Origin of the sequence: Hoskinsella mucinilytica, assembly GCF_045223415.1 — a bacterium.
Classification (GTDB): domain Bacteria; phylum Bacillota_I; class Bacilli_A; order Erysipelotrichales; family Erysipelotrichaceae; genus Hoskinsella; species Hoskinsella mucinilytica.
In genome coordinates, this window is record NZ_JBEQZJ010000065.1 from 1 (window position 1) to 12,801 (window position 12,801).

Sequence of the window (12,801 nt, forward strand, 5' to 3'; positions counted from 1 at the left end):
AAATTATCAAAATAAATAATCACATACATTCTATAAATAGCAAAAGCATCGAAAACCTCATAAATAAAGGATATTCGATGCTTTTTAGATTTTAAAGTGTCAAACTCGGGATCTTATGACTATATGTATTTGTATAATATCCCCGATAGTGGGGATATTATACAAATACATAATACTGCGATAATAAAGAAAAAGCAAGTGGAGTGTGACATGAATGATAAAATATGATAAGCTGTGGGAAACACTTAGTAAAAAGGGAATCAGTCAGAATACCTTACTAAGAGAGTACAATTTGAGTAAAGGGCAATTAGATCGGCTGAAGAAAAATAAAGTTGTATACACTTCAACAATTGATAAATTATGTAATGTTTTGAATTGTGGATTGGATGATGTAATGGAACATATTCCTGATGATAATAAATTTTGATATGATACTCAAAAAATTATGAAGTAAATCTGATATATTAATCAATCACAATTTACACATAATCAAATACATTTGCTATGTGATGGCTGACATAAAAGGGGTGAGGAAACTTGAACATTTTAGAAACTTTATTAACAACTGAAGAGAGGGAAAATGCAGGCGCTATTGCAAGTAATAGGTTTTCATATCAGCAAGTTTGGGCATTTAATTACATTATCGAGAGAATAAACCAAAATGTAGATTTTATTGTTTTTATGGAATTTCATGATGATATTCTTGTGCTAAATAGAGAGTTAACAGACCATCTAGAATTATATCAGATAAAAACAGATAATAAAGCATCACGTTATATTACTCCAGCTTTTATTACAAAAAATGCGGAACAATATCCTGAAAAAATGTCGATTGCTCAAAAATTGATAATAAATTATGCAAAATTCAAATTAGATGTAAGGGACATTCATTTGGTATCTAATAAGAGGTTCAATTTCAATAAATTGAACAACGAAGTAGATTCTACAACTAGGAATAGAATCATATTAAATGAGTTAACGCCAACATATTTAGAAAAGATAAAAAATGGCATGTGTTCTGCTTGCCCAGATGCAGAATGCTGTACGAATAAATGTTTAGAATTAGTGTATTTTGATGTATCTGATTTAGGATTAGATGGATATGAAGATACTGTCTTAGGTAAATTATTAAAAAAATTAGATGAAATGAAAATTGATAGTTCAATTAGTAAGACAAAATCATTGTTTAATAGTATTTTAAGTGAAATTAGAAGAATAAATAATAATGAAAAAACATCTCAAAATATAAGTGAACTTATGAAGACGAAATCAATTTCGAGAAAAGATGTTTTGAATTTGATTTGTGACCTAAATTATGAAACCTTTACTGAAAAATGGTCTCGTATCCAACCACTTTTGATATCAAGTGGATTTACACCCTATGAATTAACTTCAATACATAAACAATGGAAGAAACTGAATATTGATTTGCTAAATGTTAGTGAATATACTCTTTTTGAAATATTAGAAAAAGTTAAAAGTATGATACCTAAAACTGAAATAACTGATTATAAGCGTTTAATAAAAAAAATTTATCTGGAGATATCTAAAATGGAGATAATTTCGTTGTATTCTGAATATTATATATATGCTATTGCAATAAAGGAGTTATTTGATGAATGATTCTATTGAGAAAAATATGAAAACAGAAAAAAATCCAAATAGGAAATATTATGAATATAAGAAATTAATTAGAAGTTTAAGGAGTGATAAATTTGAAAAGATTAATTCTAAAAAAGCTAGTAATTATCTCAAAAAGAAATGAAGAAGCTAAAATTATTAATTTTGATGATGGCTTAAATATCATCACAGGGGATAATACTAACGGTAAAACTATAAACAGAACTGGAAAATCCTTAGTAGTAAAGTCAATTTATTATGCTTTTGGAGCAAAACTTAATAAATATACAGCGAATTGGAATAATTTAGAAATTATTACTTCGATTTTATTTAATTATAAATGTAAAGATTATGAGCTATATAGATTTAAAGACAGATTTCTTTTGAAGACAGAAAATGAGAACAAATTTTTTGTAAGCATTGCTGAATTAAGAGATTTTTATGTTACTTTCTTTGACTTTTATCTTAAAATGCCAATACAAAAAGATAAAGAACCAATAGCGGGATATCCTGGATGTATATTTATGCCGTTTTATATTGATCAAGACAAAGGATGGTCAGGATCTTGGAATTCTTTTGCAGATGTTTTTAGTGGAAAATGGAAATCAGAAATTATTTTATATCATATGGGTATTAGGAGTAAAGAATATTATGATTTACAATCAGAGAAAACATTATTAGGAATTAAAATCTCAGAATTAAAGCAAAAAATCAGAATATTGTCAGAGCTCATTGAAAAGCATATAAAAAAGTATGATGAACTCCTAATAGTCAATATTGATATAAGTGAATTTGAAACAGAGATAAATTCTCTTACAACAGAATTAAATAGCCAATTGAATAAAAAGAATAAAATAAAAGATGAAATACTTAGATGTTTTAATGATATGAAAGAATTAGAGGATTTGTACAAAGTTACTAATATATCATATAATGAATTACTAAAAGATGTTGAATATATCGAAAATAATATTGTAGATGAGATAGTAGTATGTCCAATTTGTGGATGTGAACATCAAAATAGTGTAGAGAATAGATTTCATATTTACTCAGAAGTAGAAGAATGTGAAGATATGATACGAAGTTATTTCGAAGAAAGAGAAAAAATTGCTAAGCGATTAAAAAAAGCTCAAGATGAGTTGAATGACTTAGAGACATATGTAAAAAAAGTTAATGATATTTTAAATTCTAAAAAGCAAACGGTCACATTAAATGAACTAATTATTTCTGAAGGAAGCAAAACTATATTATTGGATATGAGAGAAGAAAAACATTCGCTAGAAAATGAATATAGTTCTAAGCAAGTACGTGTTGATGAAATTAGCAAAGTACAAAAAGATATGACTAAAAAAGAGGGTAAAATTGTTAAGGAGTATTTGTCTATCCTTAAATCTGGACTTAGCTCACTTCATGTTGTCGATATCGATCAAAAGGATCTAGAAAAAATTGTTATAAGTTTTAAAAGTGGCGGTAATGATTTATCAAGTGCTATTTTAGTACAAGTATTTACAATATATAAAATTGCATCTAAATATTCATCTACAGTATGCCCACCAATTGTACTTGATGCTATTTTTCAGCAAGAACCAGCACCAGAAAAAATAGAACGTATTTGGAAGTTTATTCTTGAACAATGCCCTGAAAAGAGTCAATTGATAATATCTACTACTGAATTACACAATAATGAACTTAATGCCAATATTATTAGATTAACCAATGAGAAAAAATTACTTTGTAGCAATGACTATGCTATAGTTGCAGAAGATTTTACTACAGCTTTTCAAACAATGTTAAATTTGCAAGAAAGTAAGCATTAGAATATTGTTATGATGAAAATTTTATGATATAAAAAAGATTAGCTCTAATTTCTTTGTCTGATACCATCTTATGATACCAAATTGATACCAAAAGCTTGTATAATTAAGAAAACAGGTATAAAATAGCATTGAAAAAGGAATATAAAAGGGAGGATGTTAAACAAATAAGTTTAAGATTACGAATGCTATGACGAGTTTGAATAGTATGAGAGTGTATAATTTATTTATGTGGTAGGTGGTCTTTATAGTTGTCTGCCACATTTGATACAGGTATTTTTCGTGAAATTTTGTTGCCATTATCGATTAGAAGTATGGAGTGATGTGGGATTATGAATGTTGACATGTTTTACATATGGAGTACTTCTTATTTTTTCAGTCTGTTCTTTTGTAAAATGATTTATCCCCATAATTATCTCAACTCCTTTCTTTAAGTATATCAAAAAAGACCCCGTAAAACGAGGTGCCAGATTGACCCTTTAGTAGTCTTTTTCTGGTATCCGTTTTACAGGATACATTTTATTGAAAGAAGATTCCAAAATGAAAGACAGCAGAAACCAAAGTATAAGAAAAAAGATACTTTTCGTGATGGTATCAGGCTTGAAATTGATGAAAATAAGAAGCCAAAAGATTTTAATCAATTCCTTTTATTCATGGAAGATGTCGGCTTTGAAGTAAAACGAGGAATTGTAGATTTTGATTTGGAAACAAGAAATATGAATTGGCATCCATCAAGTCAATCTATGGTTGGAACTGAACTTCATGAGGGTAGAGAAACTTTCGAACACAATCCTGAAGTAGTAGCAACCACAAGGGTGGATTCAGCTGAAAACGAGATAGTAAGACATATCATCGTTCATGAGAATGTAGATTATTCTACTTTTGCCGATTTGCTTTATCAACTTGTCGGTGAAGTAAAGTCTCATTTCTGTACCTATTTATCTGAAGAAGACGCAGTAAAAGTTATGTATCAGCTTCAAACAACTATTGCTGATTTAATTTATGCTCAAATGATGTAGCATTTCTATACGAATGAAGTTAAATATCGTGCTACAGAAATGCGACCATTCTCTTGTATTGGAACTGATTTTGGTGTAAATAAATCTGATGAATTATACGACTTTAGAGCAACTATACCAGCAAGTGAAGTTCGCTCAAAGGTATTTAATGGTTTTAAGAAAGCTTACCACACATTATATAAATTCGATAGTGATACAGAAAGTAGTTTTGCAATCGTATTTGAAAACGATACTATGGTAGATAAATGGATGAGACCGTCACCAAAACAGTTCAATATTTATTACGGTCCGGGTGGTATGAGCAGATATGAACCAGATTTCATTGTGGAAACAGATAATGATATTTTTATGATTGAAACGAAAGCAAGTAACGAGCTTAAGAGTAAAGATGTCATTGAAAAAGCGAAGGCTACGAAAGCATATTGTAAAGCAGTTTCTGAATGGAATGCTGAAAATGAAGGAAAGCCTTGGACATATGTATTGATTTCGCACGATGAAGTACGCTTGAATTCTAGCTTTAAATATTTAGTTAAAAATAGAGTTCATTATGAGCAAATAGAAATGTAAAACACAAATTATCTTAAGTAAAAAATAAAAAGGAGGGGTCATATGATTGTTTCAAAATTGGAACTTTACAATTTTAGACAGTTTAAATCATCAGGTGAATCACCGGGATTGTTCGTTTCTTTTCATAAAGGTTTAAATGCACTAATTGGAGAAAATGATTCAGGAAAAACAGCAATCATTGATTCTCTTAAACTTGTTCTTCTTACTCAAAGCAATGAATATGTTCGTCCAATGGATGAAGACTTTTATGTAGATGAAAACGGAAATGCTGAAAATGAATTTAGAATCAAATGTGTAATCGATAGTTTCTCTCAAAATGAAGCTAAAAACTTTATTGAATATTTATGTTTTGAAAATTGTGGAGAAGAAACAATTTATTCTATGAATCTTTTCTATCGTGCATGGAAAGAAAAGAATAGAATTTATTCTGAATTACGAGTTGGTTCTCTTGAAGAAGGTGTAGTTTTAGATGGGAAAGCGAGAGAACTACTCAAAACAGTGTACTTAAAACCTTTAAGAGATGCTGAACGAGAAATGAGTTCTGGTAGGAACTCAAGATTGGCACAAATATTATCCGGACATTCTTTGTTTATTAACAAAGACAAACATAGGCTTAAAGATATTCTTTTAAATGCGAATGAGGATATAGAAAAATACTTTACTGAAGAGGAAGGCAAAACTGTTTTAGACAGCATTAAAAATAGCTTATCAGCTTTCAACGTTCCTGAAACAACTTCGGAAGCACAGGTAAAAGTTGCTGATATTCAATTAAGAAAAATATTGGAGAGTCTATCTTTAGTTGTCTCAGAGATAAATCCGGGATTAGGAGAACTAAATCTATTATTCATTGCGGCAGAGTTATTGCTGTTAAATTCTGATACTTCGGGAGGATTAAGATTGGCTTTAATTGAGGAATTAGAAGCTCATCTACATCCACAAGCACAGCTTAGATTAATAGATTATTTACAAAAGGAATATGATAGAACAGGTACTCAAATTATTATTTCCACTCATAGTACAATCCTTGCATCAAAGGTCAATTTAAAAAATGTTATATTACTTAAAAATAAAACAGGGTATGATATGTCGTGCGAGAACACCAAGTTGGCAAAAGGAGATTATTTGTTCTTACAAAGATTTTTAGATGCCACTAAAGCTAACTTATTCTTTGCAAGAGGAATTTTAATGGTTGAGGGAGATGCTGAGAATCTATTGCTCCCAGTTTTGGCAGATGTTATAGATTGTCCACTCGAAAGACATGGTGTTTCTATAGTAAATGTAGGAAGTACAGCTTTTTTAAGATTTTCCAAAATTTTTTTGAGAAGCAACGATGAAAGTATAGATGTTCCTATATCAGTTATTACTGATTGTGACATTGAACCTGAATTTAAAGATGAGGGTGGAGAAATGCTTTTTGATGAAAAAATAGAAGAATCAGAAGCAGCAGTAACTAAAAAAGTAAAAAAGTATACTATGGGTTCAGTAAAAGGCTTTATTACACCTAGATGGACATTAGAATATTGTTTAGCATTAAGTTGTCTTCAAGATGTATTTCATAGAGCAATTCGCTGTGGAAAAAAAATAAAAAACAGTGACAAATATACACTTACAGAAGAAAAAATGGTAGAAATCGAAAAAGAAATTGAGGATGATCAAAAGCAATGGAATGGGTTATCTGATTCAGAGAAAGCATATAAAATGTATCATTTGATGTTAGATGGTTCGGGCAAAAGCGGTTTAAAAGCAATCGTTGCTCAATGCTTTGCTGCATTGATTAAGAGGAGTATTTCCATTCCTCCCGAAGGTATTACAGAATTAGATATGTTTGATCTTGATTTATACCAATATAAAATTGATGACATAAAAAAACAAACATTAAAGGATAAAGTCGTAAATGATCCTTATCTTAAATACTTGGTGGACGCTATAAAATATTCAGTTAATAATGTTGATTAAGGAAAGGAATGATGATTGAATGGGTGATATGTATATCTCAGATGATGAAATAAAAGATGTAGAAAAAGTTTTGTTGCCTGAATCATGTTATTTTCCTGAAGATGCAATAAATGTCATTCGTTGTTGGCAATCATCTGAAATTGTAGCTTGTCCAGGAAGTGGTAAAACAACAGTTCTTTTGGCAAAACTTAAGATATTAGCTGAAAGAATGCCTTTTCCGAACGGAACAGGAGTATGTGTTTTATCACATACAAATGTTGCAGTTAATGAAATAAAAACAAAACTAAATAGATATGCTGATAAGCTAATGAGCTATCCAAATTATGTTGGAACAATACAATCTTTCATTGATCAATATGTTACAAAGCCTTATTTAAAAAATATAACAAAATCCTCTATACAAGTGGTTGATGACGTCACCTATGCAAATTATTTTTATGGTTTGATTTGGAGTGATAAACGTAGTACGTCACCGTATCGTAGCTTACATTACTTCATACTGAATCAAGTTAAAAATGGTTCCGGTAAATTTAGTAGTGAACTAGACTATATTCAGAATTTATATATGAATAATGAAGATTTGTTTGTTAAGGGACAGAATCGTGCTGTTGCTAGAAAAAATTCTGCTTCTGCAAAGCAATATATTCAAGTAAAAGAAACATTGTTAAAAACAGATGGGATTATTACATATAATGACGCATATAAATATGCAGAGAAAGCAATTTCAAATTTGTCGTCAGGATATACTGATTTATTTTCTCAGAGGTTTCAATATGTATTTGTAGACGAATATCAAGATTGTGCCTCGTTGCAACGACAAGTTTTGGATAAACTATTTGATAAGGATAAAACTTGTGTGTTTTATATCGGAGATCCAGATCAGGCTATATATAACTCGGAAAAAAGTCAAGAATTGGGATGGACGCCAAATGAAGATTGTATTGAAATGGTCTGTTCTAATAGATATGGGCAAGAAATTGCAGATTTTTTGGTGAATCTAAGAACTGACAATCGAGAAATAAAATCATCGAAAGGCTGTTTGAAATATGTTCCAACATTAATTGTTTTTAATGATGATTCGAGAAATAAAGTGATTGATGCATTTGTTAATGTGCTAAATCAATACGATTTATATGATTCTAATGGCGTATATAAAGTTATTGGGCTTGTAAAACGTGAAGAATTAAAAGGCTTAAAAATTGGTGATTATTGGGATGGATTTAATCCAAAACAAAATTTGAGAAATTTGAATAGATATTGGAATCATATTAATGTGATTGTTGATGAATTAGAAAAAGGAAAGCTTTATTCAGTTGAAAAAGAAGTTCGAAAAATCTTATGTAAGTTATTTGATTTCATGGGAATAATTGATTCTGAATCAGATTCTAAATATACGGTAATCTCAATAAAAAAGATTCTCTTTGATAAATATTATGACATATATACGAGTTGCTTAATCAACTTATCTACATTACAGGATTTAAATATTCATGAAATAGATAATACGATAGTTGACTTAGCAAATGAAATTATAGGTAAAGAATGCAATGAAACAGATGTGTTTTCAAAAATTCCTTCTTATTATTTAGATAAATCTATTCTAAAGACTGACTATAAGTCACAGGATAATATTATTTTTGATGAAACATACAAGAGAAAAATTGTATTTGATACAGTCCATGGTGTTAAGGGTGAAACTCATGATGCAACATTATATGTGGAGACCGAAAAAAGTAGTTCGTCAGACATAAGACGTGTATTACCATACTTGGGAGTTGGGAAATTGGGAAAAAGTACAGAGGTAGAACGTAGTCGTAAGTGTGTTTATGTTGGAATGAGCCGTCCAAAAAAATTACTCTGTTTGGCATTGCAAGAATCCACATACATAAAATCTGAGAATGCATTTTCCAATTGGGATATAGTTGACTGTAGAAGCGAATAGAGTATATTGTCAAAAATTCACATTCATATATAGTTACTAAACATTGATTGATATTATAAGCTGCATTTAAGGTTCATAAAGTATTATCAAATAATGCACAGACCCACAAGCTGAATAAGATTTCGTTTGTGGGTCTATTTTTAAAAAATTCCACATAGTAGATAGATTTCCCAAATAAAATTTTACAAAAATCAAAGTATTACATTGAATACCACATTGATGGTTTGTTCTAATCATTTCCGATAAATTTTATAATCAAAGCACTTAGGAGTGCGAATGGAGGTGATTATAATGCAAGATATTGTGGCTATTTACAAAGAAGAAGCGTGCATTGATTTTGTCAAAGTCGGTAAAAGAATTCAAGAAGTACGCAAGAAGAAAAAAATGACTCAAGCCTGTCTTGCATCTATATGTGGATGTTCAAATAATCATCTTAGTGCAATAGAAACTGGTCTTAATAAAATTTCGACAGAGATGATTATGAAAATAAGTATTGCACTTGAAAAAAAGGATTGATTATTTTCTACAAGATGCTCCTAATGCTTCCTCATCATATATTATCGATTCGGAAATTGCAGAAAAAATGTAATATTATGGGTTTGCAGTTGGTAAATTCAATGTTAGATGGAATATTAGATTACCAACCAAAGATTGAAAAAGCATAAGGAGCAAAATTAAACTACATAGAAAATAAACTTGGCTTTCCTAACCTAATAAGATTAGACAGTTAACAAAAGTATTAAGGAAACCGTAAGACTTTTTCTGTTAACGAATTCAAAAACAAATCTGTATGTGGTCAATAATATGTGATTTTAACATAAATAAGTAGGAAATTACACACTTTTATTGAAACTAAGTATAAATGCACTTATGATTTTGATTATTGAAGGAATGTAGGAATTATTATATAAAAGCATAGATAGAGTATCAAGTGGTTTATTTCATCTAGTAATTTTTTATTGCGATTTTCTAGTATGGGAAAGTAGCTTTAGGAAATAAGTTATTCTCATTTAAAACAAAGCAAAAAGAATAGTTGTTATGTATACACGAAGTCAATTGTTTAAAAAGAGAATATACCAAATGATTAACTGATATATTAGATTAGTCTTATTTACAAGGTCTTATTATAATATTGTTTTTATATACCATAATACTTTGTGTTTGCAATTTATAAAAAAAGTTATTTCAATTCTATAAAAATATATTATAATGTAAAAGCATTAAAAATTAAATAAATATGGAAGAGGGTTTGATATGATTAAATTTTTTAAAGCAAATATGGAAACTAAAAAAAGGTTAAGAATGATAGAGGTAATATTTTCAATTGGATTATGTATTGCTTCTATCATATCCATTGGCTATGGATTGTTTGATATGTATGCCAATGTTGAAAATGTGCAGTTTAAACAGAGTATCCAAATGACGAGAGATACTGAATTAGAAGACTACAGTGAAGATAACACCATTTGTGATGTTACCTATACAAATGGTGATAAGCAGCTAATTGTATCTTATTCATATGAAGACTATGTGAAATTAGATGATAAGACAATTACGGCATATGAATACGAAACAAAGAATGGGACAAAATTATATTTTGATCACCAAAATATAACCGATCAAGAAGTACAGTATTCCTACAAACAAGTAAGGGCTAATGAATTAGCTCCATTATTCAATTTTGGAATCGCTTCTTTCATCTTGATGTTATCCATTTTGATTATGCTGTTTTTTGCGAAACTATTTACAACATATGAAAAATCGTGGTTTATTTCAATTATGGTTTTAGCAACGATTATTTCCGTAGTATTTCCAGAGGAAAGCGCCAATGGAGTAAATGGAATTATCATTATGCTACTTTATTTATTAGATACATTTTTAAATATCCTTTGTGAATTATTGATTTCTAAGCAATCACGATATAATTTCCTTGTTTCAGTATTAGTTGAAATAGTCGAAATTGCTATATGTATCGTATTAATGTATCGATTTGCGACAATGGCAACAACATTATTTTTCTGGTTACCAATTGATATTATTAGCTATATTAATTGGTCAAAGCACAAAGATGATGAAGAAAATGAATTAACAGTCGTAAGAAAACTAAAAGGATATCAAGAAGTTTTAGTTATTATTGGAATCATTGTTTGGACATTCGTAATCGGATATTTAATTAGTGGTTTAAACATTACCACGGATTTCTACAACAATGAATTATTAGAAACAATTATTATCTATATTGATGCTTGTGCCTCAGCTGTAGGAATTGCAAATGGTTTATTTATTTTCTTTAGGTTACAAGAACAGTGGATTGCATGGTATATTTGTGCTTTTCTAGAAGCCGTTATCAATGTTATTTCAGGACAATACGTTTTATTGGTTTTAAAATTAGGCTATTTTACGAATACAACATATGGTTATATCAAGTGGAATAGGTATATTAAGGAGCATTCAACAAAAAAAGAAGCACAAATATCATAATGTGTCTTGTGGAATGATGTTAAAATTGATAGAATAAGTATGTATTAATATGCAAGATTAGGAGTGAAAATATGGCTATATCAGCAGGTGATTTTAAAACAGGATTAACTTTGATCGTTGATGGTGATCCTTGTCAAGTTTTGGATTTTCAACATGTAAAACCAGGTAAAGGAGCAGCCATCTTAAAAACAAAGATGAGAAATTTGAAAACAGGATCAATTCAAGAAAGAAATTTTAATGCTTCTACTAAGTTTGAAGCAGCAAATATTTCAAGAAAAGATGCACAATATTCATATGAAGCAGATTCTATTTTTTATTTTATGGATCTAGAAACATATGAAACATATGAATTAGCAGAGGATCAAGTAGGGGATAATAAATATTATATTATTGAAGGATCAACTGTTTCATTAATGTTCTTTGATCAGTTATTGTTATCAGTTTCCGTTCCAGAAAAAGTAGAATTAACAGTGGCTGAAACAGATCCAGCTATTAAAGGAGCGCCATCTAACCAAACAAAAGATGCTGTTACTGAAACAGGGTTAACATTGCGAGTTCCTCAATTTATTGATACTGGAGAAAAAATCGTTGTATTTACAACTGATGGAAAGTATGCAGGAAGAGCTTAATAAGCTCTTTTTAAATTTATGAATAAGATTGCATTGATTACTGGGGGAGCTAGAGGAATTGGCAAAGCAATTGCTTTAGAACTGGCAAAACAAGGGTATGATATCGTCATTAATTATTTAACATCTAAAAAAGAAGCTGAGGTATTAAAAACTAAGATCATTGAAAAATATGGAGTGCATTGCATGGCTATTGTAGCAGATGTTTCTAAGGAAGATGAAGTAGATGATATGGTATCTTTGATAGAGTCAGAACTAGGCGGTGTAGATATATTGATCAATAACGCTGCTATAGATTTATCAAATTTATTTCATTTAAAAAATGCTGAAGAATTTAGAAAAACATTGGATGTAAATGTAGTAGGAGCATTTAATTGCAGTAAACGTGTTTATCGCCATATGATTGATCAAGAATATGGAAGAATCATTAATATCGCTTCAACCAATGGCATGAATACCTATTATCCGATGTGTATTGATTATGATGCATCAAAAGCAGCGTTGATTTCTATGACACATAATCTAGCCTTTGAATTTGCGCCTTTTGTTAATGTAAATTGCATTGCTCCAGGTTTCATTGGTACGGAAAATGAATTGGATGGTTATGATGAGCAATTTTTAAAAGAAGAAGTTGAAAAAATCATGGTGAATCGCTATGGTGACCCTCAAGAAGTTGCTTATTTAGTGAAGTTTTTAATAAGCAAAGAAGCTGATTTCATTAATAATACTGTAATTCGAATCGATGGTGGACAAAAAGGAAGTTGCTAATCCAACTT

Annotated in this window: 11 protein-coding genes; all 11 read left to right on the forward strand. The window is 29.6% G+C overall.

Features of this window, described 5'->3' with window-relative positions; genetic code table 11:
- The first annotated feature begins 214 nt into the window (after positions 1-214).
- Positions 215-427: a helix-turn-helix domain-containing protein gene (locus UGRO018_RS16580; protein WP_416327623.1), complete on the forward strand. Its 213-nt coding sequence runs from the start codon at positions 215-217 to the stop codon at positions 425-427.
- Between the two features lie 110 nt (positions 428-537).
- Positions 538-1,623: a dsDNA nuclease domain-containing protein gene (locus UGRO018_RS16585; RefSeq protein WP_416327624.1), complete on the forward strand. Its 1,086-nt coding sequence runs from the start codon at positions 538-540 to the stop codon at positions 1,621-1,623.
- A 92-nt stretch (positions 1,624-1,715) separates the two neighbouring features.
- The gene (locus tag UGRO018_RS16590; RefSeq protein WP_416327625.1) at positions 1,716-3,437 is read left to right on the forward strand and encodes a hypothetical protein; all 1,722 of its coding nucleotides are present in this window, start codon (positions 1,716-1,718) and stop codon (positions 3,435-3,437) included.
- A 650-nt stretch (positions 3,438-4,087) separates the two neighbouring features.
- Positions 4,088-4,453, forward strand: a complete 366-nt coding sequence (locus UGRO018_RS16595; protein ID WP_416327626.1) for a hypothetical protein — start codon at positions 4,088-4,090, stop codon at positions 4,451-4,453.
- Positions 4,454-4,492: 39 nt separating this feature from the next.
- Positions 4,493-5,020 carry a restriction endonuclease gene (locus UGRO018_RS16600; protein WP_416327627.1) on the forward strand — a complete coding sequence of 176 codons (528 nt, stop codon included), beginning with the start codon at positions 4,493-4,495 and terminating at the stop codon, positions 5,018-5,020.
- Positions 5,021-5,062: 42 nt separating this feature from the next.
- Entirely contained in the window at positions 5,063-6,976 is a 1,914-nt protein-coding gene (locus UGRO018_RS16605) for an ATP-dependent nuclease (RefSeq protein WP_416327628.1), read from the forward strand.
- A 19-nt stretch (positions 6,977-6,995) separates the two neighbouring features.
- On the forward strand, positions 6,996-8,918 hold the full coding sequence (locus UGRO018_RS16610) for a UvrD-helicase domain-containing protein (protein WP_416327629.1): 1,923 nt from the start codon (positions 6,996-6,998) through the stop codon (positions 8,916-8,918).
- 291 nt (positions 8,919-9,209) lie between these two features.
- Positions 9,210-9,434, forward strand: coding sequence for a helix-turn-helix domain-containing protein (locus UGRO018_RS16615; protein WP_416327630.1), 225 nt, complete (start codon positions 9,210-9,212; stop codon positions 9,432-9,434).
- Positions 9,435-10,172: 738 nt separating this feature from the next.
- On the forward strand, positions 10,173-11,399 hold the full coding sequence (gene pnuC / locus UGRO018_RS16620) for a nicotinamide riboside transporter PnuC (protein ID WP_416327631.1): 1,227 nt from the start codon (positions 10,173-10,175) through the stop codon (positions 11,397-11,399).
- Positions 11,400-11,470: 71 nt separating this feature from the next.
- Positions 11,471-12,028, forward strand: coding sequence for an elongation factor P (gene efp, locus UGRO018_RS16625; protein WP_416327632.1), 558 nt, complete (start codon positions 11,471-11,473; stop codon positions 12,026-12,028).
- Between the two features lie 18 nt (positions 12,029-12,046).
- Complete coding sequence (locus tag UGRO018_RS16630) at positions 12,047-12,793, forward strand: SDR family NAD(P)-dependent oxidoreductase (RefSeq protein WP_416327633.1); 747 nt, start codon at positions 12,047-12,049, stop codon at positions 12,791-12,793.
- Positions 12,794-12,801 lie beyond the last annotated feature (8 nt).

Coding starts and splice junctions, on each gene's coding strand:
- UGRO018_RS16630 (WP_416327633.1), top strand. CDS start 12,047: ATGAATAAGATTGCATTGATTACTGGGGGAGCTAGAGGAATTGGCAAA.
- UGRO018_RS16580 (WP_416327623.1), top strand. CDS start 215: ATGATAAAATATGATAAGCTGTGGGAAACACTTAGTAAAAAGGGAATC.
- UGRO018_RS16610 (WP_416327629.1), top strand. CDS start 6,996: ATGGGTGATATGTATATCTCAGATGATGAAATAAAAGATGTAGAAAAA.
- UGRO018_RS16615 (WP_416327630.1), top strand. CDS start 9,210: ATGCAAGATATTGTGGCTATTTACAAAGAAGAAGCGTGCATTGATTTT.
- UGRO018_RS16605 (WP_416327628.1), top strand. CDS start 5,063: ATGATTGTTTCAAAATTGGAACTTTACAATTTTAGACAGTTTAAATCA.
- efp (WP_416327632.1), top strand. CDS start 11,471: ATGGCTATATCAGCAGGTGATTTTAAAACAGGATTAACTTTGATCGTT.
- UGRO018_RS16595 (WP_416327626.1), top strand. CDS start 4,088: ATGGAAGATGTCGGCTTTGAAGTAAAACGAGGAATTGTAGATTTTGAT.
- UGRO018_RS16600 (WP_416327627.1), top strand. CDS start 4,493: ATGCGACCATTCTCTTGTATTGGAACTGATTTTGGTGTAAATAAATCT.
- pnuC (WP_416327631.1), top strand. CDS start 10,173: ATGATTAAATTTTTTAAAGCAAATATGGAAACTAAAAAAAGGTTAAGA.